Below are 24816 nucleotides of genomic sequence, written 5' to 3' on the forward strand. Positions count from 1 at the left end.
TTGTCTGGACGCCATAATCGTTCATTAGACGAGTCACCAAAACAATCGCGAGACTATCTGATACCTATATCCATATAATAGCTAGGCACTCCGTAGAATTACGGATAACGCCACGAAAAACTTTACAAGTGCACCAACAAAAAACGCGACTAAATCAAGGATGCAATTACCAAGGATTGCCCACTAGGGTGAATCCACTCCAGTAGTAGGGATGGGACAAATTTGCATTTTTAATCTCACGCATTTCATCGGGGAGCGAAATTGTTCTGTCATCAAGGCGGAGCTGAAATTCTTCAATCCTGACTTGATTATCGAGAAGCGCTAACTGTGCTTGTTGTAAAGCATTTGCTTTAATCGGCGATCGCTGAAGTTTGTCATAAAATTCCGCCATTAACCCCATTGTTCCCACATCACTCACAGACCAGAGACTCCCCACCACCGATTTTGCACCAGAATTTAGCGCCAACCCAGCAAAGCCTAACTCAGCCTGGCGATCGCCAAAAGCAGTGCGACAAGCAGAGAGCACTAAGAGTTCAAGGGGAGGCTCACCTAACCGTAATTTATCCACCTCATCAAAAATGATTTTTTGGTTTTGAAACTGAATATAGGAACGCTGGGGTGCATCACGAATAAATTCAGCATGGGTTGCCAAGTGCAAAATGCCATAGCGTTCATTTCTCCTTGCATTCAGCAAATTATCCAGCGTAAACTGCTGATCTAGAAATGCACGGGTGTGACGCCTCCAAATGTCTTGCGTAATAATTTCCACTTCTAAGGGAGCGGCTCGCAACTCTGGCTGATCATCAAATTCTGCTGCACCTAAAGCCAATAATTGATTTTCTTTTGGATGAATATAACCAGATGTATTCGTAAGGGAAAAACTGGGCATTAAGCCCAAACTATATTTTTCAACCAGAAACTGTTCACCGTCATATAGAGCGGCAACAGGCAAAGAACGTAAACCATCATCAAGAATAAAACTGAGATTATCAATCCCTTCTGCAATCAAGGTCTCTTCGATCGGATCAATGATGGCGTTATGAAGTGCTTGGGACGGTGGGAGGTAGGATGCACTAGATTGGAGTGTTCTAAGTGCGCGCATAAAAATTCGTGCCTGATGCACCAGTTCACGACGAGTCATATTTTCGATTGTTCGATGCACCACTTTGTCGTTTGGGGTGACCAGAATCAGGTTTAAAACCGCATCATCATCGAGGGTGGCGCGAGGATTGAGAAAATTCACCGTAGCACTGTTGAGATACTGCGTCAGGCGATCGCCATTAAACTGCCATTCTGCTGAATCTACGCCAGATTTAGATGCTGTTTTCTCTTTAGAAGTAGAGCCTTTTAGATAAACCCTTTCTGGAACTGCATCACTAGACTTCTGATCGAAAAAGACATATACAATCGCTGGATTGACACCCGTTTGCTCCTGGATCTTTTTGAGCTTATTGGCAATGGTTAAAATGTCGTCCTGATTGCCAGCCGCAACCAAATTATTTGGCTGTTGATTTGAATTCGGCTCATCCTTTCCGCAACTCAGATCACCAAAACATTTCTCCAATTCTGTTCGAATACCTTGAAGATCAGGTTCTTGAGGCGGCACTATATTAGTCAAAGTCGCTGCAACAGGATTACTGACTGAAAATCTAGGTACACCCACCTGAAGATTAAATGAACCAACCAAATTATTAGCGCTAGGCACCACATTCACCAGCCCAGCAGCATCGGTAATGCCAGACAAACTTTTCTGACTCAGACTAGCGCCACTATTGGGTGCATCAAAATTGATTATCAAATTTGCGAGGGGATTACCAAACTTTTCTTCTGTCGCTAAAACGGTCACAGGTGCAAAATCAGTATTAATCACCGCACTTTGGGCATTGCCGCCAGTAATACTTAAATTCACGCCTTGAAATTCCACCGCCCCAAGATCAATGGCATTACCAACAAGACGGTTTCCTCCCCTTTGAGCAGTGAAACTACTAACAGCACTATTCTCACCAGCGTCAATCACTGGGCTATCAAGTAAGAAAAAATTTGTGAGTAGAGGATTTGTACCTGTATTCGGATCTCCAATTTCTGGCCCACCATAATCCCCTAAAGGCGTCAAAGCAGGATCAAGATTTAGGATATTCGTCCCAGTTAGACTGCCATCTTCGACGAGATTAACGCCATTGCTGATGACGACAGCACCAACCGAATCCCCAGCCTCAATATCATTTCCATTAACGCTATTTGCAACAATACTGTTCGTTAAGGTCACTGTATTGTCATTCAAAACGCCGCCACCATAACCACCAGCAGTATTACCAGAAATCGTACTGTTGCGAATATCCAGAGAGCCAGTATTGAAAATGCCGCCACCATAACCCAAGGTCGTATTCATGGAGATGGTGCTATCTTGGAGGCTGACATTACTGTTCTCACCGTTGTAGAGACCACCCCCTGCCCCCCTGGCATTATTGTTTGCAACAGTTGTTCGAGTCAGACTGGTCTCGCCAAAGTTTGAAATCCCACCGCCGATACTATCCACACCATTAAGCTGATTTCCAGTGATCAAGCTGTCTACAATGATGGCTGTGTCTTGATCTCCGATGTGTAGTCCACCACCAAAACCATTATCAGAGCGCACAATATTGTCTGCGACAATGCTGTTTGTCAAAGTTGTGACTGTAGCTTGGCTAGCCAGAGAATAGTTATAGATACCTCCACCAGCTGTAGTTGCAGTATTGCCGGAGATGGTGCTGTTCTGAACGTTGAGGAGAGTATTGCCATAATTAACAATGCCACCACCAACATTAATGGCAGTATTACCGGTAATTGTGCTGCGCTGAATGGTGAGATTACTGTTGCCAAAGTTGGCGATCGCCCCACCACCATCAGGACTGTCATCATTCCCAGCATCAATGGCAATATTGCCCGCAAAGAAACTGTCAGCAATTGTGACATCGCCATTATCGTTATAGAGACCGCCACCAGAATCTGCTGTGTTATTCGCAATAGTGACGTTGTTCAGATTTAGTGTCCCGCCAATATTACGAATGCCTCCACCATATATGGCATTACCATTTTGAATGGTGAGATTTTGCAGTGAGACAGCCCCAACAGCATCGATCACACGACTTGCACCACCACCATCGAGAATTGTTAAGCCTTGGCCTGCACCGTTAATAGTCACTTCTTCAGATAAGGAGATTTCAGATCCTCTGGCAAAGGTGCCAGCACCAAGGTTAATTGTGCGAAGACCTGCTACTGTACCAATGGCATCATGGGCAGCTTGGAGTGAATTCCCCAGTTCTGTCCCTGTTGCAGTACTCGGATTCACGCTATTGAGATTAAAGGTCAGTCCACCAGAACTTGTCAGATTAATCTCAGAAGTAGCAACACGAGTAAAGTTACGGCCAGTCAGGGTCAGTGAGGCTGTACCAGCACCTGTTTGAAAAATTGAATCCGAAAGAGTGATATCGCCATTGCCGCCAGTGCCATCACTTGTCGTAACGGTGACATCGGTGCCACTATCCAATGCATTAACGATAGTGATAGGACTAATGTTGGAAGATGTCGGAGGGTTAAATAAGCCATCAGGTAATGTGCCGATACCACCAGTAAACGAAATATTGATATCAGAGGGGTCTAGGAGCCATTCGCCGGCTTGTCCATTAATGGTGCTAGTATCAATCTCTGCGCCAAAGACATCGAGATAGTTTTTGCCAGAGGTTTCGATTAGCCCGCCATCACCGCCTTGCAAACCACCTGTGGCGATCGCCTGTCCATAAAAGCCTGTGGCATTATCGGCCCAGACAATAATATCGCCAGCATTTCCTTGGGCGATCGCACTGGCATCGAGGATAGACTCAGCATCAACCAAAGTATTCGCAGCACGGGGTAAATCGCCAGATCCTTGGAATGCGCCACCAACTAAAATTTCACCGCCACCATTTGTACCTGACGCATCAAGGGTTGCAGATTCGAGGGCGATCGCCTGACCAAAAATATTGATATTACCGCCTGACTCTCCAGCACTACTAAGGAGATTGGAGACAAAAGTATTGCCAGAGTTTTGAGAGATGGGGGTTTGGGTTGAGGCAAGTTTGATCGCGTTATTTTCAACGACTAAACCAGTCTCAAGATTGCTGCCTGTGAGCAATTTCGCTAAATCGACAATATTTAAACTGTCGGAAGGCATCGGCAACTCTAAACCCAGAATTTGGCCGCTTTGGTTTAACCGCAAGCTATTTGTATTAGGGACTGCGAGGAGTTGAATATTTCCCTGTTCTGCGGTGAGGGTTCCGGTATTAACGACGTTAGAGGCAAAAAGATTCAGCGATCGCCCTGTATTCACCTGCAAGTCTGCGGCATTAATAATGGCACCGGTTCCATCGAAATCAAAAACCTTTGGAGCACCAACAAGCATCGAATAATTATTACCGTCTAACCATTCACCGTTTTCAAAACCAATCCCTAATGCGGTTGTCGCAGTGAAATTCCCTGTCAGATTGAGTTGAGCATTTTCCCCAAAAACAATACCTGCACTGTTGAGTAAAAATAAATTCGCATCATTACCACTAACTCGCAGCAACCCATCAAGATAGGAAGGATTACCACCACTCACCTTCGACAAAATATTCTGTAGGGTTGCGTCACCTAGAAAAGTCGCGGTTTGGGTTGCACTGAGATTAAAGTCACTGAAGTTGTGGAAAAGATTGGTGCCATCACCCGACAAACTACCACCAAGAATCGTAAAATTATCACTTTGCTGATTAACAATAGTGCCCGTACCATCATTGCTCGCAGAAATTTGGGCGATCGCCACTACCGCGTTCGCAAGAACACAAGATGTCGACAAAATTGGGACGAGCAAGCTAAAACGTAACACCATTCACAGACCTGAAAACCCTATGATTATTACTATTCTAGCGATCCTAGTAGGCTTTCTCTAGTCCAGACGGCACACGAAGTTATTTACCAAGGATTACCAACAAGGGTAAATCCACTCCAATAATAAGGATGGGACAAATCGGCATTTGCTAGTGCAGGGATTTCATCCGGGAGGGGTATAGAACGATCATCAATCAGCAGTTGCGAATCTCGGATACTCACTTGATTATTGAGTAACGCCAATTGCGCTTGCTGTAAGGCACTCGCCTTCGTGGGGGCATCTTGAAGTTCGTCATAAAGTTTGGCCATTAGCCCCATCGTCCCCACATCGCTGACATACCAAAGGCTACCAATCGCCGCTTTTGCACCGGAGTTTAAAGCTAGTCCTGCAAAGCCTAATTCTGACTGGCGATCGCCCAGAGCAGTACGACAAGCAGAGAGCACCAGCAACTCAATTGGCGGATCTCCTAAACCTAATGAACTCACTTCATCGAGGGTCAGCTTTTGATCTTGAAATTGAATATAGGATTCTTGTGCACCGCTACTCGAAAACTCTGCATGGGTCGCTAAATGAACGATGCCATAAGGATTCCGTTCCCGCGCTAACAAGAGATTTTCAATGGTAAACTGCTGATCCAGAAAAATATTTGTTTTCTCTTGCCAAATCTCTTGGGTGATAATTTCCACTTCGAGGAGCGCCGCAGGTAAATCCTGTTGTTCATCAAATTCTGAGGCTCCTAATGCCAAAAGCTGATTCTCTTTTGGTGGCAAATAGCCAGATGTATTTGTCAGCGAAAAACTAGGCATTAAACCGAGACTATATTTTTCGATCAAGAATTGCTCACCATCATGGAGCGCTGCAATGGGTAATGTGCGCAGACCATCATCCAAAATAAAGCTGAGATTATTAATATTTTTCTCGCCGAGCAATTCTTCAATTGGCTCGATTAAGGCATCATACAAATATTGAGCGGGCTTAAGATATGCCGTGCTCGCTAAAGGATTACTCACTCCCCGCGTAAAAGCCCGCGCTTGATTCATCAGATCACGGCGCGTAATCCCATTGATACGGCGGCGCAAGGTTTGGCCATCGGGAGTGATTAAGACGATATGTAGAATAGCTTCCTGGTCGAGGGTTGCCCTAGGATTCAAGAAATTATTAGTGGCATTGTTGAGATAATCCGTCAGGCGATCGCCACTAAATTCCCATTCCGTTTCCCCAGCGGCAGTCTTTCGAGCAACTTTATTACCCAGCGCCTTTTGACCAGAAGTCGAGGGTACTGTCTCGGTATAAACATAAACAATTGCAGGCTCTTGACCTGTCTCTTCGCTAATATGCTTCAGCGTTGCGCGTGGATCTTCCCCTTCAATTTCTTCCTCCTCGGTTCCAGTAGGAATTGCTCTTGATTGTCTTTCTTTCGCACAATCAGGAAAACAGTCTGGCGGATCAGGAATCGGTTCTGGTTCTACAGGAGGCTCGATAGGTGTCACAGGCACTTCTGGCATTCCCGTAATAATCGCGATATCGCCTTGAATATAGGTTTCTAGATAAGACTCTGTCGGCACGATCTCATTGGTCAGTGTTGTTTCTGTGGCCAAATCACTAATGATTCGACCTTGAGTGCCATTGGTCGTTGCGTCTCCAACAATAAAAGGCGTTGCACCATTACCACCATGCTCAATGCGAATACTGCCACCCACTCCAGCAGTCCCCATAGGAGTCTCTTCACCGCCTTCGCCACTTGGTGGTGGAAACGGTCCTCCCTGACCACCATCTCCGCCATCGATAATCACAATATTTTCACTGGAGGTATTGAGACTGGATTCGAGCATGGTAAATGAACTAAGACCAGTTCCTGTGGCTCTGAAAAAACCTTCTGTCTTGACATCAATATCACCGCCATTACCACCTAAACTAGTCGCATCAATATACTCAACTTGAATATCACCCTTAGCTTGCAAATTAACGCTGCCAGCATTCCCCATAAAAGATAATGTGTTAATTTGCTGAGTCACAATACTGCCATTTGTCGATGTCACAATGATGTCACCAGCTGATGGAGCACCAAAATTTGAGACGAGGTTTGCCACATTGATATTGCCATCCGCCGATAGCATCAAAGTACCGCCTGTTACACCGATATCAATACCACTACTAATTTCTCCGCCAGCTTGTAGTGTCAGATTGCCCGGACCAAAAGTTTCTAAGCGATTTTGAGAGCCAATAACAATATTGTTATCTGCCTGAAATGTCAGACTACTGGAAGAAGCTCCCCATTGAATTTCTGCCAATGGATCAAATGTAATGTTGCCTTGATCACCACCACTACCAGCTGTGCTGATCACTAAATCTGCTCCTCCAACACCTTCGATGCCATCGAGAAAACGCACAATATCGGTATCGAGAATAATAGAAGCCGTATCTGGTTCAAATGGGCTACTGGGGATAGAAACAGCACCTGAAGTTCCTTCTGCACCAATGCGAATATCAGTGGGATCTAACAGAAGTGTTCCAGAGTTACCATTTGAAGCACCTAGGTTAATGCGCTGAGACCAGCCAGATGCTAAATCAAGAAATCCTTTTGAAGAAACTTCTGCTAATCCTGCATCACCACCATTAAGTCCACCTTGGGCAGAGAGAAAACCGTCAAAATCAGTTCTGCCATCTGACCAAATAATTATTTCACCACCATTACCAACATCCATTGCGTCGGCCTTGAGGAATGATGTTGCATCAATAGAGGTTGTCAGAGCACGGGGTAAATCGCCACTCCCTTGAAAAGCTCCACCAACTAGGATGTTGCCGCCACTATAATTCCCAGAGATATCGAGGGTTGCATCATTGAGGGCGATCGCCTGGCCAAAGATATTGACATTGCCACCAAGATCACCGGAAGCATCAATCAGATTACGGATAAAGGTGCTGCCAGATATTTGGGGAATTACGGTTTGGGTGGAAGCAAGTTTAACGGTGTTATTTTCAACAGTTAAGCCAGTCCCAAGATTTCCGCCAGTGAGTAATTGCGGCAGATCAACAAGACTCAGATTTTCCGAGGGCATCGGCAATTCGAGGCCAAGTATCTGACCGTTTTGATTGAGGCGTAGGTTATTCGTTTCGGGGACAGCAATGAGTTGAATATTGCCCTGTTCTGCGGTGAGGGTTCCAGTATTAACGACATTAGAGGCAAAGAGATTCAGCGATCGCCCTGTATTTACCTGTAAATCTGCAGCATTGATAATTGCACCTGTGCCATCGAAACTGAATACTGTTGGCGCACCAATAAGCGTCGAATAATTATTACTGCCTAGCCATTCCTCTTCGCCAAAACCAATACCTGATGCTGTTGTTGCAGTGAAATTCCCTGTTAGATCGAGTTGGGCGTTTTCCCCAAAAACCAGACCTGCACTATTCAATAAAAATAAATTCGCATTGCTACCACTAACCTGTAATAAACCATCGATATAAGAGGGGTTCCCGCCACTCACTTTCGAGAGAATATTTTGTAAAGTCGGGTTCCCGAGAAACGTCGCAGTTTGGGCTGTGCTGAGGTTGAAATCCGTAAAATTATGGAAGAGATTCGTGCCATCTCCAGACAGACTCCCCCCTTGAATAGCAAAGGTATTGCCCTGTTGATCCACAATCGTACCAGTGCCGTCATTGGCCGCTGAAATCTGGGCGATCACCTGTCCAGACAATGCCAGAGAAATAGGTAAAGGGAGAAGAGAAAGAATTAAGAAATTGTTCAAACGAGACACGTAATCACCTCAAAAAATCGCGCGCAGTGACACAGAAGTTCATCGTGATTTCCCCTGATGATTCGCACTGCATTACTATTTTGAGTCTTTTGTTAGGCGATCGACAATAGAGAAATTTAAAGATTACAGATAGATCCAGTCGTTTTTTTATCCATAAATTTACGCATATTACGATACAGATTCTCGCTCTAATACCATCGTGACTGGGCCATCATTCAGAATATCCACTTGCATCATTGCCCCAAATTCTCCCGTTTGAATCGGCACAGTACTGTTCTGGAGAAGCGCGACAAATTGGTCATACAGTTGCTGGGCATCAGCGGGTTTAGCCGAAGCACTAAAGGAAGGTCGCCGACCCTTTCGACAATCACCATAGAGTGTAAACTGGCTCACCACTAGGATTTCACCGGCAATATCCTGCACTGTCTGTGCCCAAGGTTTGCCGTCCGTAGCGGGAAAAAGCTTCAGATTCAGACATTTGTTGGCCATCCATTCAAGTTCTGAAGGAGTATCTGTCGCGGCGATCCCAACCAATAAATTTAAGCCCCGCCCAATTTTGCCAATAATCCGACCATCGACAGACACTTGGGAGCTTGTCACCCGCTGAATAATGATTTTCATGGTTTAGTTTGCAACAACGTAAGGGATTGACCAGTCCTCTTTTACAATAAAAACGTTGCAGTGATGGGAATTTGTATCGAAATGTCTGATCAGAATGATGGCGCTTTTCTTGGTGGTTTACTCATTGGTGGTGCAATTGGGGCGATCGCTGCGCTGTTGTATGCGCCTCGTTCTGGCAAAGACACTCGCAAAGTTTTAAAGAAATCCCTCGATACACTCCCAGACCTCGCAGAAGAACTCACCGAAACATTTCAATCCCAAGCGGATCAACTTTCTGACACAGCCCGCCGCAATTGGGAAGGTACACTCCAGAGACTACAGGAGGCGATCGCCGCAGGAGTAGAAGCTAGCCAAGCCGAATCCGACCGCTTAGAGAAAGCAACAGACGAAGATATTTATGCAGCCCAAGACATTGACCCATCGCAAAACTAATTCAATCCTCATTCCCTGACCAAATCCTCTTAACCTCTTCGCCAACGCGCTCCCCTAAGCCCACCATCCATCAGTGCAAAACCCTTTTTTCTGGCTACTTCTATCCTTTCTCCTCGTCGCAATCAGTCTCACTGCTGTTCTTGCGGCGGCTTTTCCGACCTTCCTTGAGCTAGGTCGAATGGCTCGCAGTGCGGACAAACTACTCGATACCCTAAACCGCGAACTGCCTCGTACTTTAGAGTCGCTCCGCAAAACGGGTGGGGAATTAACTGGATTAACCGATGAGCTAGAAGACAGTATCAAAGGCGCGAAAAATATTATCAAACACACTGAAACAAGTATTCAGGAAACACAAAAACAAATTAAACAAGTCCATCACAATAGCCGTAGTACATGGGCTGGGCTAAAAACAGCATGGAAAGTCCTGCGCCATCCTCGCCGCAAATCCAAGAGGAACAAACGACGCCGCTAACCTGCAACCATTCATCATTTCAGTCTGCTCGACTTGGAAAATAGCGAACCTATTCTCTAGCCACTGCTTTCACTAAATTGTGCAAATAATTCTGCACCAGTCATATTTTTTGTGTCATTGGCAAAGTTATAGAAATCAGGTTTTTCGTCAATAAAAACTTGATGGTCAAATAATAATTCTTGATCTAGATCAAATAATCCTGCGGCCATAAAATGTTGGCCTGTTGCCTTAACTCGATAAAAAAGATTACTGCCACATTTATTGCAAAAAGAACGTTCTGCCCATTCCGAGGACTCAAAGACGGTCACATTTTCTTCGCCAGTGATTTTCACGTTGGTGCCACAGTCCAACGCAAAGAAAGGGCCACTTGCCCATTGTCTGCACATATTGCAGTGACAAGTCCCCACGCTGGAATTTTCGAGCGTGACTTCTAAGGTGATGGATTTACAGAGGCAGTTGCCTTTTGCTTGGAGTGTCATAGCGAGTTTGGAGTATGCAATGTATCCGGAATGCTAACTTAGCTAACGTTTAGGTCATACAGTCGATGAGATGAATATTTACTTAATTGATATCTGAGGGGGCGATCGCCACTACAAAAAACTGTTGATAAACTAAAGTGAGCTCAAAATTATTTGGGATTTAAACTTATGACGACTCTACAGATTCCAACGACATCCCAGCTCTTCAATGTGGATCTGTCAATGTTTGTCCCCAAAACCAAGATGAGCACAGAGGAATTTTACGAATTTTGCCGACTTAATCGGGATCTACGCATCGAGCGCCTTGCAACAGGTGAAGTAATTGTTATGCCACCAGCTTTTTCCGATATCGGAAATCGTAATTTGAAAATCGCTCAACAAGTCGGTAACTGGGCAGATAAAGATGGAACTGGTGAAACGTTTGATTCTAGTGCTGGCTTCACATTGCCGAATGGATCAACGAAATCGTCGGATGTTGCATGGGTTCGATTAGAGCGTTGGAATCAATTATCTGATGAGCAAAAGGCCTCGTTTGCACCGATTTGTCCTGACTTTGTTGTGGAATTGCGGTCTTCTAGCGACTCCCTAAAACGCTTACAAGACAAGATGGATGAATATATTAAAAATGGCATTCAGTTAGGACTTTTAGTAGATCGTAAAAATAAAACAGTTCATGTTTATCGTTCGGGGCAAGATCCACTAATCCTAGAAAATCCAGAAACAGTTGATTGTTCTCCTGAGCTTCCTAGTTTTTCTCTCAAGATGAAGCGTATTTGGTAGGTCTCTATTTTTTGCGTAGATAACCTGGCTTGATTCGAGAATGTTTTGTCGGCGTAACCAATTATCACTACGGGCGATCGCCGCTTTCACTAAAAAATCTACTTTGCGTCCAAATAAAATCTCTAATTCTTCTCGCATCTGGATAGTATCTGTAAAACTGCGCTGAAAATCTGGCTCGAAAGTCACCAACACATCGATATCACTATCTGATCGAAAATCATCCCTTAAAACCGACCCAAACAATGCAAATTCTGTAATCTACCATCGTTGACAAAAACACTCTATCTCTTCTGCTGGCTGTGACAAGCGTTCGATTAGAGTGGTCATCCTTGACTACTGCGATTAAGTGCATTAAGTCTATCGTCTCAACAGAAAAATCTGGAGACGATCACCACAAATCATAGAAAATCCTGAAACCGTTGATTATTCTCCTGAGCTTTCCGGTTTTTCCGTAAAAATGAAACGCATTTGGTAGAGACAAGAGATAAGGAAAGGGCGATCATTTCCCACATCGATATAAAGGCTTACCATTCATTTGGATTACTCATATCATTTATATACCCTTGGTCTTAGAGGATGTCTGAAAAGGGTGGCGCAGAAGAAAAGTCAGAGATTTAGTCTGTAAAAGTACTGAATCTCTAACCTCAAAAAGATGTGTCTATCCTATCTAACAGACCTGAGTGACGACCAATGGTATCTGATTGAACCTCTATTGCCTGAGGCGAAGTCTGGAGGAAGACCTCGCTCTACAAATCTACGAGATGTTCTCAATGCCATACTTTACGTGCTTATGGGTGGCATTGCTTGGAGACTATTGCCCCATGACTTTCCCAAATGGCAAACGGTCTACCACTACTTTCGACAATGGCGTGATGATGGCACATGGCAGCAGATTAATCACAAATTACATCAGTGGGAGAGAACTACTGGTCATGACCGCCCTCATCCCCAAGCTATGGAGTGGTGGATTCTCAGTCGGTGGATACCGCCACAATGATGCATCAGGATGTCGGTATTGATGGCAACAAAGGAGTCAAAGGTCGTAAACGTCATGTCATGGTTGATAGTCTAGGTATTACGATAGCTGCGGTGGTGACAGCGGCCAATGTTTCCGATAACCAAGGATTACGTTTGCTATTGGAGCGAGTGCAGTACTTGGACTTAAATCTAGAGCGTCTCTATCTGCTTTATGCTGACGGCGGCTATCGTGATTCTATAGCAGGCAAGGAGTAGGTTAAGACAGAATAGGATAGAAGCAATAAATATAGATGCCATGCCTGCTCCCCATAGTCTTGATTTACGCCTAAAAGCTGTTGCCGCCTTCGATAAAGGTGAACGAAAAAGTGATATCTGTCGCTTCTTTGGTATTAGCCGAAATACGCTAGACCTGTGGCTGAAACGACGAGAGAAAATCGGTTCAGTCGCTCCGAAGACAGATTACCGTCGAGGCCCTCAACCGAAGATTAATGATCTAGATGCTTTTCGTGCTTTTGCAGAGGAATATGGGCATCTAACCCAGAAGGAAATGGCGGAGAAATGGCCAGAGTCTATTAGTGATGCATCCAGACGTGAAGCTCTACGGAAAATTGAATTTACTCGAAAAAAAAGACCTATCGATATCAAGAGAGAGATAAAGAATTAGAAAAAGCATTTGTGGCACAACTGAAGCAGTATGTCCAAGAACGACTCGTATATATCGATGAAAGTGGATTTGATAATACCTTAGATTATGGGTATGGCTACTGCCATAAGTCAGAGAGGTTTATCGCAGAGAAGTTAGGTCATCGTACAGAACGAGTTAGCGTGATTGGAGGATGGCGAGAGGGAGAGCAGATAGCACCGATGGTATTTGAGGGCTATGCCAACAGCGCCTTAGTTTGCCAATGGGTAGAGGATTGCTTAGTGCCAGAGTTGATTCCGGGTCAAATTATTATTCTGGATAATGCCAGTGTTCATCCAAAGGAAAGAATACAAACATTGGTGGCGAAGGCAGGATGTGAAGTGATATTTTTGCCACCCTACTCACCACACCTGAACAAGATAGAGAAGTTTTGGGGGAGGTTAAAGAAGGAGGTAAGTAAGCTCATCAAGAAGACTGAGGATTTGTTCGATGCCATCAGAATAGCCTTCTGTTCTATGTCCTAACCTTCTCCTTCGCTGCTATAATTTAGTGCGATGGGTCATGGATAGCTTTGGTTGGATATTGGAGATAGTCCTACGTTCTAAAGAACAAAAAGGGTTTACTCCTTTACCAAGACGATGGGTGGTAGAGAGAACCTTTAGCTGGTTTTATTGGTGTCGTCGTTTGAGTCGAGATTATGAATGTTCCACTGAGAGTGCAGAGGCATGGATTTATATAGCTTCTATCCGCTTACTTCTCCGACGTTTAGCCTAGACTTCTACTTTTCAAACATCCTCTAAATAGTAGTGATCAGAAATGTTTTGTTGAGCCTCTAATTCTTCAGAAGATAGTTTTTCATCTTCATATGATGACCAAATATACTCTTCTCGGGAGTCCATAATAATGTCTTCACTGTCTGGCAACTCATCAATAATTTCATCTAGTAAACTCTCTTGATTTTCAGTTCTCACATCTCCCAAATAAGTGTTAGTTCTTTCTACATATGATGAGGAATCAACTTCTAGTTTTTTTTAGACTGTCAAGAAAGTCTCCAATGATTTCATCTGTTTGACTTTTACGATTATCAAAATAGGATAAGAAAGATCCAAAACTAACGCAGTCATATTTTTGGCAAAAGTTACTCAAGAACAAGATATCCATCTGGCTATCAGACTCTACAATTGTAACTTTTTCAAAATCGTTTAGCAATTTGTTTAATTCAATAATATGAGTAAGAAAAGCTTCTTTATTCTGATGTATTAAGTCCAGAATATCTTGTCGAATAAATGAATAGGAGTGAACTGTCACAAATCCTGAGTTTTGAATCGGTATGCTCAGCGCCTTAACACCATGATGTGGATTTCTCATTATGAGAATTCGACTTTCTCCTTTCTTGATCTCGTCAATAAGAAATAGGTTGGATCTCTTTTTCTGGAACGATTGTTCTAGAAAAAGAGTAAAAAAATTAGTTCAGCACTGACAGCGTGACTTTGACGATGTTTTTGAGGAAATCTGGTTCTTGGTTGACTTTGGCCATAACCCTTATGCCTTGAAAGCTAGAGGTGAGGTATTGGGCGATTTCACTTAAGTCTTTTGTGGGTGCAATCTCCCCTTGTTTTTGGGCATTGACCAAAACCTTGTAAAAAGCGCGTTCAACGATCTTCATGTCCACAGCAATTTTCTCGGCGATTTGAGGGTCATGAGGGCATAGCTCGATTGCCGTATTGGTTAGAAAGCAGCCGCGCCGATCTTTATCACCAACACTTTGTTCAATTAAGTCATTGAACACTTTGGCGATCGCCGGTTTAGATGCTCCTATCTCCTGTAGGCAAGTCACCATCCCTTTGACTCTGGTTTGTTCATAATGAGTAATTGCCGCTTCAAATAATGAGTGTTTATCGCCAAAAGTCTCATAAAGACTACTGCGATTAATCCCCATATTTTTAACCAAGCTTTGCATGGAGGTTCCTTCATAGCCAAAACGCCAGAAGGTGTCCATTGCCTTTTCTAAAACTTCCTCCTTGTCAAACTCTTTTCGTCTAGCCATAGCGATTAATGTGCTGCTTTGAAATGACTATAACACATTCTGAAACGATCGTTCCAAAAAAAGTGCGAAAAAGTTTTTTTGATAGTTTGATTGCGGTCAAAAAAAGCTTGATGTTAGGTGGTGCTCATGCTTCGTTTGCGTGCTTTAAGTGGAGCTTACGTTTGCTTGTTGGTTTTCAGCAAAGCACTTGCTCCTAACACCAATGATGCACCGAGAATTGTATTCGGAGAAAGTTGCTCTTTGAAAAAGATGACACCAAAAATGATCGTACTCAAAACCTCGAGGTAGCAAAGGATCGAGGTTGTTGAGGCTGGCAGTTTGTTAAGTGCAGAAAAAAATAGAATAAATCCGACAAATCCGACGAGAAAACCATAGCTGCTGCCTAAGCCTGTTTCAAAGAGATTTGGATAGGGGCGAGTGAAAAATAGAAAAGGAAGAGTAAGTAGTCCTGCAAAAAGATTTTGGTAGAAAATGAGACGGTAAACAGAGAGTTCTTTTGATTTGTTTTTGTAGACGACGACTGTGCAGGCAACTAGAATTGCCGAGACTAGGATGCTGGTTAGGCCAATAAAATTTTTGCTGGAGAAGCTGAATTCGCCGTCGGCATAGATCACGATAATTCCGAGGAGAAAGCAGGGTAAGAGTAATAGATTGCGTTTAGGGATGGCTTCTTTTAGAAAAATCCAGCTGAATAATGTCGTAAATAATGGCCATGTGTAGAGGATGATCACGGCGGTGCTCAGGTCGGCATAGCTAAAGCCGATGACATAGCATAGGCTACGAATTGCATCGAGGAATGAGATGAAAAGGAGAAATGGTGTGACTCCTTTGAATATTGCTTCTCGGCGGTAGAGAAAGATGCCCGACACGATCGCCAATGGAATTCCCGCCCGGAAAAAGGTCATCACCAATGGTGATAAGTCCGCAAACTTGATGAAGACACCTGATGAACCCAGCAATATTGTGGCGATCGCAATTTGAAGAACGGGATTCATGAGTGGTTCGGTATTCCCCTAGTAATGATGTAGAGCAGATCGTTATCCTAGAAAGGATGCAAATTTCGTGAACACTGCTGGAGTATAAAACAATGACGCAAACATTGACGGCACAAGATGCATTTCGTGCGGCCTACGAAAACCGCTACACCTGGGACAGCAATTTCCCTGGCTTTACGGCTGACGTCAGTTTCACTAACGGTGATGCGAGCCATTCTGGTCAGGTCGCGATTAAGCCTGATATGTCTTTTGAAGTGACTGGCATTGAAGACGAAGCTGCGAAAAAAGAAATCGAAGGCCAGCTCTGGGAGATTACTGTTCACCGTGTGCGTCGTACTTTCGAGGAGAGCCACGGCAAAAACTCCTTTGAGTTTGGTGAAAAGTACGAGGATGGTGCTCAGGAAATTAAAGTAACTGGCGCTTCCATGGGCAACAGCTACAACATTAAAAATGACACTGTGACTTTCGTGAATCGTAAGATCCGCAGCGTCATCGTTAATATCAATACCTTCGAAACTCTCGATACTCCTGAAGGTTATCTCTCCCTCGGCTATGACTCTGTTTACTTCGATGCAGAGACAAAAGAACCAAAAGGTGGCTCTTCATTCTTCCGCGATAGCTTCGACAAGATTGATGGCTATTACGTTCTGACTAAGCGCGAAATTACAGCAAAAGAAAATGATGAAGTTGTGGGCGAGAAAGTTTTTGCTTTCACAAACATCAAATTCTAAAACGATTAAATAATCGATACGGCTAATTAGGATAGGAATTTCATGGTGAAGTTCCTATCTTTTTTTGCGAGCCTTAATGGCTAACCGCTCATACTCGGCCATGCTGTGATCACCAATACCATCGGTATCAAGGTCAAAAATATCGTCGTAACGGCCTTCGACGCGATCCCAAAATCTTGACCACCAAGAGAGGTTGCGATCATTGCGGAGCTTGCCTTTTGCATCAAAATACATCAGTTTTCCGATGTGACTGTAGTTGAAGATTTGCGGAGGAACTCTCGTCACAACGTCGTTATTATTTACGCAGCGGAAGCTAATATTTTTCAGTTTGGAATTAAAGACTTTAGCGAAGCGATTGTTGCCAATACGTGGCTGCCCAAAGGTATAAAGTCCATTCACTGCAATTTTGGGACTATCAATATGTAGTCTGGCAGCGGCGAGTGTTGCTAATGCTCCACCGAGGCTATGTCCAGTGATCCAGAGGGTTTGGCTGTCTGTTCTGAGGTTGCGAATTTCTTTTTCTAATTCATCCCACAGACTATCGAGTGCTCGATAAAATCCTCGATGTACTTTGCCGTCATCTTGATCGTCTGTCCAATGTCTTTGGATTGCTTTAGCATTGGTTGCCCAATCGGCAATTTTTCGCTCTGAGCCACGGAATGCCACGATGATTTTTCGGCGATCGCCTGCCACGAAACATTGGGTGTCGGTCTCAGTACTAGAGAGAAAAAAGTTTTTGTCCGTAAGATCAAAACCTAATTTGGTCAGCTCTGACTCAATTTTTGCTTTGGACTGGTAAACAAGTTTGGCACAGTTCGCAAGATAAAGCATGTTCATTTTGCTTAGGGACTTGGCTCGATAATTAAAACTGAGTGCCATCTTACGACTCCAATTTTCTCTTCTAATTTAATGATCCCATGGCTAAAAATAAACGGTTTTAGACTGTGATATAAATCCATAAGACTTTAAAGTTTTTATTCTCATGAGCACCCATTTTTTGTGCTTTTGAGTTATGAAATTTCAGGCTAAAGTTTTGACCATTATGATGGAAGTACCACCGACTCTATTCGGTTTGCCACTATTTTTCAGGGCTACAAATCCTAGAGATTTATAGAGTTTTAATCCAGGATTATCGAGGCGAACACTCAAGCAAAGAGATTGATAATTTGGACTTAGCTTTTCGCAAAGTTTGGTGATGAGTGTTCTGCCAATACCTTGGTTGCGATACTCAGGTAAGACGGCGATCGCCAACTCCGGCGTCTGCATATCAACAAAGGCATAACCTTTATTCGTTGCTGACCATAGACGGCACCAAGCTGCGCCAATGGATTTCCCTCTAAATTCCGCGATATAGCCAGAATCACCGACCCTGCCCCATTTGTTTACATAGCGGTGTAAATCTGGATTTTCTGTGACTGCTGCGATGGTTGTTTCGTGGGCAGCAAGCATCAACATTCCTAGCAAAAAATCTTGGTCAGTGATGGTTGCAGGACGAAAGGTAAATTGTTCAGACATATCTCAAATAAAATCTATGGGGCTGAATTTTTGAGCATTGCGAAACCGCATGCAAGGCCTGAAGGTACAAACACAAGTCCTAAAACTAAAGGAACCCAGGTCCCAAAATTCACCCCTGGTTTGAGAACGGCAGAGCTGGGCTCGGTGGGTTTGTAATAAATTTTGATGCTGTTGCCAATTGGATATTTTGCTTTCTCGGCGATCGCCTCACTCCTCTCCCGGAACTGTTTACTGGCTGTGCTGCCATCCCCTAAGGAGTAGTGATCGCTAGTGTAGGGAGTGCCTTCGACGGTGTAACCATAGCTAATCATGATGTGGTGGGTTGTCACATTATTTTTGCCACGGCTTTCGCGAATAATCTGCACTGCGTTAATTTTCCCCTCAGTCACAGGCCAGCTTTTTGATGCGAAAGCCTCTTGCAGAAAGCTCACACCAAAGACCACCATCGCAGCGCCACCTATCGTGATCAGACCGCAGAAGCCTAAACCTAACCAATATTGCCAAGGCTGTATCGTTTGTTGTGACATTATTATTCCGAGAGGGATTATTAAGATTTTGCGTTGAAATATTTATTCAGTTCTACACTGATACTTACTGAAAATTAAACTAAATCGCTTAAGTTAAAGTTATCAAACAAACATTAAATTAAGAGTGCAGCACTAGATGAATTCATTGGTATTGAGGTAATACAGTGAAGATTATTAATATTGAGCAGATGGACGATGTTGTTGTTAAAGCTGCTAACTCATCAGAATCTTTCCACACTTTAGAATATCAAAAAAAACTATATCGACGCATTTCAAGCTTTGATATTACCCATCGTGATTTTGCTTTGAAATCAGCGAAAGATGCTTATTTGAAAAATAAAGCTTTAGTAGATATTTTGCTGGTTGACGAAGTTCAATGTTGGGGGATTTGGCAGGAGGATGACACTTTGATCCGGGTTACTGTTGAAGACCAACCGTCAATTATTGAAAAGATTGATCTAAAGAAACTCGTTGCAAAAATGAGAGATATTGGTGGTATCGAAATTGGCGATCGCCGCTATAAATTACAAGTCTATCCTCGTTGCTTTGTTGGTCAAGAAGCTGTTGATTGGTTTATCGAAAAGCTTGATATAGAAAGATCTGAAGCTGTCGAATTAGGACAAAGACTAATCGAAGAAAAAATCATCCATCATGTCGCAGATGGACATCAATTTGAAGATGAATATTTGTTTTATCGTTTCTACTGGGATGAACAGAAATAAAAGTATTTGTAATGGAGACTTATTCAAGAATTAACTTAGCTTTGAGTGGTGGCTTCTGCCAAAACCAAGCCATCCAATCTCCATAAGAAACACCTTTTTGTTTTGTCTCAGACCAAATATTAGCTTCTAATGAATGCTTCTCGAAAAATCCACGCTTTACAAACTGAAGCTTGCCAGACCATAAAATTGTGTCATATCTATTATAAATTGTGAGTGTTTGCCCATTCTGTAAAAAGATTAATTGATGGTTGTTGACATCATAAAAAGTAAAAGCAATTGAACCTTCCCAACCTTGCTCCCAATATGCTTCTAATTGACCCTTTAGCTCAGTCATAAATGTTGATTTCAAATTCTTATATTGCTCTATTAGTGAAAAATATAAGGGCATGACCACTCTGCTTGATCTGGATATTTCAGCAATTCCACACTATCTACATTCAAAACAAAGGTTTCAAGATGATTTTCTAAATTATTTTTCACAAAAATGAGGTCCTGACCTTCAGTCTCAAGCCAACATAACTTAGAAAAATCAATATTTTGACTGTCAAAATAATTCTGCTTCTCATCTGTCAAATAAACTTCAACAGGCTTCATGCCACTTCCATCAGAAAAATCAGAATGAGGCAAAGAATAGCTTTGGTAAAATGCGACTCCCCAAATATTCAAATAATTAATAAAGAGTAAATTGGAAACTATTATAGAAAATATATTGATGATGTAATATTTTGACTTTTTATAAATACAAGTATAAGCGGTCACTCCTATCGGTGAAACTAACAAAAGAGTACTTAAGGAGTTGAGATAGTAATCTTGACTCACCTTTGTCATAAGTTGACTATACTTAGCGAGAATTGAGAAAACAATGATCATATAAACGTTTAAAAAGAAAACATTGTTTTCATTCCAAGAAGTCATAGCTCTACTTAAGACACGTCTTTTTCTAATAAAAAAACAAGCGGCATTTCTTAATTTGTGTTTAATTGTTGAATTCCTACGTCTTCTGTGTTTCTTTATTTTTGGGAGGGAGATGCTCCAAACATACAAAATATAAACAGCGAAATATGGAATCAAATGATATAGAGTAAAAAATAGAGTCCATAATCCGACAGTAAAGTATTTTGCAGCAAAGATATTATAGGAATGATAATTAAATCCCCTTAAATATGCATGAAATACAAAATATCCCAAAAAATAAGTGCTAATCAAAAAAGTCATGAGTCTTTTATTGATAGCATTACTTAATAAGCTTTCGATCGTTTCCAACATGTTATGGCTTGAAACTCATTTAATAGAGGATTTTTCTAAGCTACATAATTTTTAGGCAACTAAAATCAGTGAATATGCTTTATGCCTGTAGACGACGAGCGATCGCCTGACTCCAGTTTTCAGTCATTGCATCAACGGCAACATCAATGAGTTTGGTACCACCAGAATTAATCATGAGGGAACCAGAATCTGTTACTTCACCAATTTGTTTGAAGTTATCAGCAATGCTTGCATTGAGTTTGGCTTCAAAAGCTGCTTGGTTTGCCGCAGAAACCGAGACCAAAATCTGACCGCAAGTTTCACCGAATAATGTGGTGTCTAGGCGATCGCCCCCAGCTTCAATACTCACAGTTGCTCCTAAACCTTGACCAATACAAGATTCGGTGATCGCCACAGCAAAACCACCTTCCGCCAGATCATGGGCAGAACTGAGTAAGCCTTCAGCCACGCCATCACGCACAATTTTTTGAACGGCTTTTTCTAGCTCAAAATCAACTTGGGGGGGAATACCTGCCACGGTGTCATGGATGGTATTGAGGTATTCAGAACCACCGAGGGTAACCGCCGCTTTTGTGCCGAGGAGATAGATTTTGTCGCCAGAGCTTTGAAAGGCTAAGCCACAAATTTTATTGATATGCTCAACGCGGCCCACCATACCGATTACAGGGGTTGGATAAATGGGGGTGGGCTTGCCGTCACTATCGAGGGTTTCGTTGTAGAGGGATACATTACCGCCAGTAACCGGAGTATCCAACGCGCGACAAGCCTCAGAAATGCCCTTACAGGAATTTGCCAGTTGCCAATAGCCAATGGGTTTTTCAGGGCTACCAAAGTTGAGATTATTGGTAATCGCCAACGGTTCTGCACCGACACAGCTCAGATTACGGGCCGCCTCTGCCACTGCCGCTTTTGCTCCTTCCAAAGGATTGAGATAGACATAGCGGGGATTGCAATCGGTACAAGCCGCCACGCCAATGGTCGAGGCATCAGGTTTGCCGTTGACAGGACGTACGCGCACGACCGCCGCATCAGCACCACCGGGGAACATTACCGTATTGTTTTGTACCTGGTGATCATATTGGCGATAGACCCATTTTTTGGAGGCGATCGTGGGCACATCCAACAGGGTTAACAACACATCATTCCAGGATTTGCCGTCGATACCATTAGCATCACAAGTTGATAAAGAATCAACGCTCCAGGCCGCTGCTTTTTGCGCATATTCAGGCGGTTCGGCCATTAATTCACGATGATAAATAGGGGTATCATCCGATAGAGCTCGTGCGGGAATTTCTGCGGCCACTTCCCCTTGGAACATGATGCGCACAATGGGTTCTTCGATAACTTCCCCCGCCACAACAGCTTTCAAACCCCAACGATGGAAAATGTCGATCAGTTCCTGTTCACGGCCTTTATGCGCCACAAATAACATCCGTTCTTGGGATTCCGACAAGAGGTATTCGTAGGGAACCATGCCTGTTTCCCGCACCGGAATTTTATCGAGATCCAGTAACACACCCACATCACCTTTTTCGGCCATCTCCGCTGTGGAACAGGTTAAACCCGCTGCCCCCATATCCTGAGCTGCGGCTACTGCCCCCGTCTTAAACGCTTCCAAACAAGCCTCAATCAAAGATTTTTCCGTAAAAGGATCACCAACTTGCACTGCCGGGCGATCGTCCATGGAATCATCGGTTAGTTCGGCACTGGCAAAACTTGCACCACCCATGCCATCACGACCAGTGGTAGAACCTACGTAAAGCACCGGATTACCAATACCATAGGCACCTGCTTTAATGATTTCCTCGGTTTCCATCAAACCCATCGCCATGGCATTCACGAGAGGATTACCAGAATAAGCCTTATCAAAATAGACTTCACCACCAACCGTCGGCACACCAACGCAATTGCCGTAGTGAGAAATTCCTTCTACTACCCCTTCAAAAATACGGCGAGTTTGGGGATTATCGAGGTTGCCGAAACGCAAAGAATTGAGGACGGCAATGGGACGCGCACCCATCGTGAAAATATCGCGGAGGATACCGCCAACCCCAGTGGCAGCACCTTGGAAAGGCTCAATAGCCGACGGGTGATTATGGGATTCAATCTTAAAGGCGAGGTGCAAACCATCACCCATATCGACCACACCAGCATTTTCACCGGGGCCAACTAAAACCCGTTCTCCTTCCGTCGGGAACCCAGAAAGCAGTGGCCGAGAATTCTTATAACAACAGTGCTCAGACCACATCACCCCAAACATTCCTAACTCAGCACGATTAGGATGGCGACCCAGACGACTCACAATCTCATCGTATTCTTTGGGCTTAAGTCCTTCGGATGCAATTTCTTCGGGAGTGAAGGGACAAGTAGTCATACGCTTTACGTCAAATTTGTCTGTAACAGCGTTATTGTAAATCTTAAAGAAACCAAATCGGCTTGAAATTTTGCAGCATCACTTGACTCAGCTATTTGTCGTTTAGGTAAAAGACGGATTTTTTCTTCAATGATCACTATTTGTGACCAATTTAGAAGAGCAGAATATTTGGATTTACCTTCACATATGATTTCTATTGACAGTAAGAGGATGTTTGAAAAGTAGAAGTCTAGGCTAAACGTCGGAGAAGTAAGCGGATAGAAGCTATATAAATCCATGCCTCTGTACTCTCAGTGGAACATTCATAATCTCGACTCAAACGACGACACCAATAAAACCAGCCAAAGGTTCTCTCTACCACCCATCGTCTTGGTAAAGGAACGTGAGTTCGGGATAAGAGAAGAAAAGGAGAAAGTGCATATTGTGGAAGTTAATAAGCAGTCCACCACCTTCTCCCATGACCAGTCTATAACCTTTGTTTTGTGCCGTTGATGATTTCTGCCAAGTCTTTGAACCTCAATGGCAACAACAGCTGCTGGCCTCGAAACAACGGCGGCGACGTCGCCCTAGAAGCCTTAGTCTCAGCGAGATAATGACGATATTGATTGCATTTCATCAATCTCACTATCGTAACTTCAAGTATTTCTATCTCATCAATGTGCGTCATCACTGGCGAAGAGCCTTTCCCAGAGCAGTGAGTGACCAACGTTTTGTGGAGTGGATGCCTTCGACGTTAGTACCTCTATGTGTCTACCTACAGCACTGTTATGGTTCATGCACAGGTATCAGCTTTATTGATGCCACCAGTATCAAAGTTTGTCAAAATCGCCGCATCTCTCAACATCGCGTTTTTGATGGTCATGCCGCTCGAGGTAAAACCTCTGTGGGTTGGTTCTTTGGCTTCAAACTACATCTGGTTATCAATGACCATGGCGAATTACTCAATGTTAAAATCACGCCTGGCAACACCAATGATAGAAAGCCGGTAGTGGAGCTTTTGAAAGGGTTATCGGGAAAAGTCTTTGCTGATAAAAGTTACGTCTCTCAACCTCTGGCACAGTATTTACAAGAAGAATATGATGAGAGGCTTCTAGCTAAGCCTCGTCGCAATATGAAGAATCACCTGATGCTTTGGCGTGACAAAGTTTTGGCCCGCAAGCGAGCTTTGATTGAGACAGTCATTGACCAACTGAAGAATATTTCTCAGATTGAGCATTCCCGCCACCGCAGTCCTGCCAACTTTTGTGTCAATCTACTTTGCGGTCTCATTGCCTATTGTCATCAGCCCAATAAACCTTCTCTAAAACTCTTTATTCCTTATCCCGAACTCACGTTATTTAGTAGATGAAGATCAATCAGTTGGTAAAGCTTATGGTGCTGTATGTACACTGGATTTCTTTGGTTTTAATGCTCAAGGAGAACTCAATATCATGGTCGTTTAGATGATGTTCACATGGGCAAGGCTACTCACAGAAAAACTGAACTTTTAAATGCAATGCGTCAGGTGGGCACGACAGGCAAAGGGCCTCAAGAACAAATCCCCAGCATGGTATGTTCTATTAAATGGCGTTAATCTCCAATAAAGAATCACGACTTT

The 24816-nt window shown here is 43.4% G+C and carries 22 protein-coding genes and 4 pseudogenes; 10 read left to right on the forward strand and 16 right to left on the reverse strand.

Going from position 1 to position 24816, the window contains the following annotated elements; all coding sequences use genetic code 11:
- Window positions 1–166: 166 nt before the first annotated feature.
- From LEPTO7376_RS07790 to dtd, 3 genes are all read right to left on the reverse strand, one after another.
- Complete coding sequence (locus tag LEPTO7376_RS07790) at window positions 167–4882, reverse strand: CHAT domain-containing protein (protein ID WP_015133658.1); 4716 nt, start codon at window positions 4880–4882, stop codon at window positions 167–169.
- A gap of 83 nt (window positions 4883–4965) precedes the next feature.
- A complete protein-coding gene (locus tag LEPTO7376_RS23365) occupies window positions 4966–8637 on the reverse strand; it encodes a CHAT domain-containing protein (RefSeq protein ID WP_015133659.1) in 3672 nt (1223 codons plus the stop codon).
- 168 nt (window positions 8638–8805) lie between these two features.
- Window positions 8806–9258: a D-aminoacyl-tRNA deacylase gene (gene dtd / locus LEPTO7376_RS07800; protein WP_015133660.1), complete on the reverse strand. Its 453-nt coding sequence runs from the start codon at window positions 9256–9258 to the stop codon at window positions 8806–8808.
- A gap of 81 nt (window positions 9259–9339) precedes the next feature.
- Between dtd and LEPTO7376_RS07805 the strand changes: the two genes are divergently transcribed.
- Both LEPTO7376_RS07805 and LEPTO7376_RS07810 read left to right on the forward strand, forming a co-directional pair.
- The gene (locus tag LEPTO7376_RS07805; RefSeq protein WP_041765277.1) at window positions 9340–9690 is read left to right on the forward strand and encodes a YtxH domain-containing protein; all 351 of its coding nucleotides are present in this window, start codon (window positions 9340–9342) and stop codon (window positions 9688–9690) included.
- A gap of 73 nt (window positions 9691–9763) precedes the next feature.
- On the forward strand, window positions 9764–10162 hold the full coding sequence (locus LEPTO7376_RS07810; RefSeq protein ID WP_015133662.1) for a hypothetical protein: 399 nt from the start codon (window positions 9764–9766) through the stop codon (window positions 10160–10162).
- Between the two features lie 56 nt (window positions 10163–10218).
- On the opposite strand, the gene LEPTO7376_RS07815 is transcribed toward LEPTO7376_RS07810, so the two are convergent.
- The gene (locus LEPTO7376_RS07815) at window positions 10219–10641 is read right to left on the reverse strand and encodes a GFA family protein (RefSeq protein WP_015133663.1); all 423 of its coding nucleotides are present in this window, start codon (window positions 10639–10641) and stop codon (window positions 10219–10221) included.
- A 168-nt stretch (window positions 10642–10809) separates the two neighbouring features.
- On the opposite strand from LEPTO7376_RS07815, the gene LEPTO7376_RS07820 reads away from it, so the two are divergent.
- Window positions 10810–11421, forward strand: coding sequence for a Uma2 family endonuclease (locus LEPTO7376_RS07820; RefSeq protein ID WP_015133664.1), 612 nt, complete (start codon window positions 10810–10812; stop codon window positions 11419–11421).
- Between the two features lie 12 nt (window positions 11422–11433).
- Here the strand turns inward: LEPTO7376_RS07820 and LEPTO7376_RS24545 are convergent.
- Window positions 11434–11679: pseudogene (locus tag LEPTO7376_RS24545) on the reverse strand (nucleotidyltransferase family protein); the annotation flags it as partial.
- Between the two features lie 394 nt (window positions 11680–12073).
- Here LEPTO7376_RS24545 and LEPTO7376_RS07825 point away from each other — a divergent pair.
- The 4 genes and pseudogenes from LEPTO7376_RS07825 to LEPTO7376_RS24555 form a co-directional block, all read left to right on the forward strand.
- Window positions 12074–12418 carry an IS5 family transposase gene (locus LEPTO7376_RS07825; protein ID WP_051188742.1) on the forward strand — a complete coding sequence of 115 codons (345 nt, stop codon included), beginning with the start codon at window positions 12074–12076 and terminating at the stop codon, window positions 12416–12418.
- A complete protein-coding gene (locus LEPTO7376_RS23370) occupies window positions 12400–12654 on the forward strand; it encodes a transposase (protein ID WP_160148412.1) in 255 nt (84 codons plus the stop codon). The genes LEPTO7376_RS07825 and LEPTO7376_RS23370 overlap by 19 nt, the downstream gene beginning before the upstream one ends.
- A 40-nt stretch (window positions 12655–12694) precedes the next feature.
- Window positions 12695–13566 (forward strand): annotated as a pseudogene (locus LEPTO7376_RS28965) (IS630 family transposase).
- A gap of 52 nt (window positions 13567–13618) precedes the next feature.
- Window positions 13619–13816, forward strand: a pseudogene (locus tag LEPTO7376_RS24555) (transposase); the annotation flags it as partial.
- A gap of 11 nt (window positions 13817–13827) precedes the next feature.
- Here LEPTO7376_RS24555 and LEPTO7376_RS07840 read toward each other — a convergent pair.
- The 4 genes from LEPTO7376_RS07840 to LEPTO7376_RS07855 all read right to left on the reverse strand — a co-directional run bounded on the left by LEPTO7376_RS07840 (window position 13828) and on the right by LEPTO7376_RS07855 (window position 16084).
- Window positions 13828–14013, reverse strand: coding sequence for a hypothetical protein (locus LEPTO7376_RS07840; RefSeq protein WP_015133666.1), 186 nt, complete (start codon window positions 14011–14013; stop codon window positions 13828–13830).
- A 43-nt stretch (window positions 14014–14056) separates the two neighbouring features.
- The gene (locus tag LEPTO7376_RS07845) at window positions 14057–14410 is read right to left on the reverse strand and encodes a hypothetical protein (RefSeq protein WP_015133667.1); all 354 of its coding nucleotides are present in this window, start codon (window positions 14408–14410) and stop codon (window positions 14057–14059) included.
- A gap of 97 nt (window positions 14411–14507) precedes the next feature.
- Window positions 14508–15089, reverse strand: a complete 582-nt coding sequence (locus tag LEPTO7376_RS07850; RefSeq protein WP_015133668.1) for a TetR/AcrR family transcriptional regulator — start codon at window positions 15087–15089, stop codon at window positions 14508–14510.
- Between the two features lie 155 nt (window positions 15090–15244).
- Window positions 15245–16084 (reverse strand): DMT family transporter, encoded by an 840-nt coding sequence (locus LEPTO7376_RS07855; protein ID WP_015133669.1) that lies wholly within the window; start codon window positions 16082–16084, stop codon window positions 15245–15247.
- A 92-nt stretch (window positions 16085–16176) separates the two neighbouring features.
- Here LEPTO7376_RS07855 and LEPTO7376_RS07860 point away from each other — a divergent pair, with 92 nt between their 5' ends.
- Window positions 16177–16815: a DUF3386 domain-containing protein gene (locus LEPTO7376_RS07860; RefSeq protein ID WP_015133670.1), complete on the forward strand. Its 639-nt coding sequence runs from the start codon at window positions 16177–16179 to the stop codon at window positions 16813–16815.
- Window positions 16816–16869: 54 nt separating this feature from the next.
- Here the strand turns inward: LEPTO7376_RS07860 and LEPTO7376_RS07865 are convergent, their stop codons facing one another.
- The 3 genes from LEPTO7376_RS07865 to LEPTO7376_RS07875 form a co-directional block, all read right to left on the reverse strand.
- On the reverse strand, window positions 16870–17694 hold the full coding sequence (locus LEPTO7376_RS07865; protein ID WP_015133671.1) for a lipase family protein: 825 nt from the start codon (window positions 17692–17694) through the stop codon (window positions 16870–16872).
- Between the two features lie 141 nt (window positions 17695–17835).
- Entirely contained in the window at window positions 17836–18330 is a 495-nt protein-coding gene (locus LEPTO7376_RS07870) for a GNAT family N-acetyltransferase (RefSeq protein WP_015133672.1), read from the reverse strand.
- 14 nt (window positions 18331–18344) lie between these two features.
- Entirely contained in the window at window positions 18345–18857 is a 513-nt protein-coding gene (locus LEPTO7376_RS07875) for a DUF3592 domain-containing protein (protein ID WP_015133673.1), read from the reverse strand.
- A gap of 164 nt (window positions 18858–19021) precedes the next feature.
- On the opposite strand from LEPTO7376_RS07875, the gene LEPTO7376_RS07880 reads away from it, so the two are divergent.
- The gene (locus tag LEPTO7376_RS07880) at window positions 19022–19579 is read left to right on the forward strand and encodes a DEP domain-containing protein (RefSeq protein ID WP_015133674.1); all 558 of its coding nucleotides are present in this window, start codon (window positions 19022–19024) and stop codon (window positions 19577–19579) included.
- Between the two features lie 19 nt (window positions 19580–19598).
- On the opposite strand, the gene LEPTO7376_RS07885 is transcribed toward LEPTO7376_RS07880, so the two are convergent.
- The 4 genes and pseudogenes from LEPTO7376_RS07885 to LEPTO7376_RS24560 form a co-directional block, all read right to left on the reverse strand.
- Window positions 19599–19913 carry a hypothetical protein gene (locus tag LEPTO7376_RS07885; protein ID WP_015133675.1) on the reverse strand — a complete coding sequence of 105 codons (315 nt, stop codon included), beginning with the start codon at window positions 19911–19913 and terminating at the stop codon, window positions 19599–19601.
- Between the two features lie 32 nt (window positions 19914–19945).
- Complete coding sequence (locus tag LEPTO7376_RS26270) at window positions 19946–20845, reverse strand: hypothetical protein (RefSeq protein ID WP_015133676.1); 900 nt, start codon at window positions 20843–20845, stop codon at window positions 19946–19948.
- Between the two features lie 79 nt (window positions 20846–20924).
- Complete coding sequence (purL, locus tag LEPTO7376_RS07895; protein ID WP_015133677.1) at window positions 20925–23219, reverse strand: phosphoribosylformylglycinamidine synthase subunit PurL; 2295 nt, start codon at window positions 23217–23219, stop codon at window positions 20925–20927.
- A gap of 229 nt (window positions 23220–23448) precedes the next feature.
- A pseudogene (locus LEPTO7376_RS24560) lies at window positions 23449–23595 on the reverse strand (transposase); the annotation flags it as partial.
- Window positions 23596–23694: 99 nt separating this feature from the next.
- Between LEPTO7376_RS24560 and LEPTO7376_RS07910 the strand changes: the two are divergent.
- The gene (locus LEPTO7376_RS07910) at window positions 23695–24567 is read left to right on the forward strand and encodes an IS982 family transposase (RefSeq protein WP_160148413.1); all 873 of its coding nucleotides are present in this window, start codon (window positions 23695–23697) and stop codon (window positions 24565–24567) included.
- The last annotated feature ends 249 nt before the right edge of the window (window positions 24568–24816 follow it).

Source organism: [Leptolyngbya] sp. PCC 7376, from assembly GCF_000316605.1.
Lineage (GTDB): Bacteria > Cyanobacteriota > Cyanobacteriia > Cyanobacteriales > MRBY01 > MRBY01.

Coding starts and splice junctions, on each gene's coding strand:
- LEPTO7376_RS07790 (WP_015133658.1), bottom strand. CDS start 4,882: ATGGTGTTACGTTTTAGCTTGCTCGTCCCAATTTTGTCGACATCTTGT.
- LEPTO7376_RS07885 (WP_015133675.1), bottom strand. CDS start 19,913: ATGACTGAGCTAAAGGGTCAATTAGAAGCATATTGGGAGCAAGGTTGG.
- dtd (WP_015133660.1), bottom strand. CDS start 9,258: ATGAAAATCATTATTCAGCGGGTGACAAGCTCCCAAGTGTCTGTCGAT.
- LEPTO7376_RS07850 (WP_015133668.1), bottom strand. CDS start 15,089: ATGGCTAGACGAAAAGAGTTTGACAAGGAGGAAGTTTTAGAAAAGGCA.
- LEPTO7376_RS07855 (WP_015133669.1), bottom strand. CDS start 16,084: ATGAATCCCGTTCTTCAAATTGCGATCGCCACAATATTGCTGGGTTCA.
- LEPTO7376_RS07860 (WP_015133670.1), top strand. CDS start 16,177: ATGACGCAAACATTGACGGCACAAGATGCATTTCGTGCGGCCTACGAA.
- LEPTO7376_RS07805 (WP_041765277.1), top strand. CDS start 9,340: ATGTCTGATCAGAATGATGGCGCTTTTCTTGGTGGTTTACTCATTGGT.
- LEPTO7376_RS07845 (WP_015133667.1), bottom strand. CDS start 14,410: ATGAGAAATCCACATCATGGTGTTAAGGCGCTGAGCATACCGATTCAA.
- purL (WP_015133677.1), bottom strand. CDS start 23,219: ATGACTACTTGTCCCTTCACTCCCGAAGAAATTGCATCCGAAGGACTT.
- LEPTO7376_RS07865 (WP_015133671.1), bottom strand. CDS start 17,694: ATGGCACTCAGTTTTAATTATCGAGCCAAGTCCCTAAGCAAAATGAAC.
- LEPTO7376_RS07815 (WP_015133663.1), bottom strand. CDS start 10,641: ATGACACTCCAAGCAAAAGGCAACTGCCTCTGTAAATCCATCACCTTA.
- LEPTO7376_RS07825 (WP_051188742.1), top strand. CDS start 12,074: ATGTGTCTATCCTATCTAACAGACCTGAGTGACGACCAATGGTATCTG.
- LEPTO7376_RS26270 (WP_015133676.1), bottom strand. CDS start 20,845: ATGTTGGAAACGATCGAAAGCTTATTAAGTAATGCTATCAATAAAAGA.
- LEPTO7376_RS07820 (WP_015133664.1), top strand. CDS start 10,810: ATGACGACTCTACAGATTCCAACGACATCCCAGCTCTTCAATGTGGAT.
- LEPTO7376_RS07875 (WP_015133673.1), bottom strand. CDS start 18,857: ATGTCACAACAAACGATACAGCCTTGGCAATATTGGTTAGGTTTAGGC.
- LEPTO7376_RS07870 (WP_015133672.1), bottom strand. CDS start 18,330: ATGTCTGAACAATTTACCTTTCGTCCTGCAACCATCACTGACCAAGAT.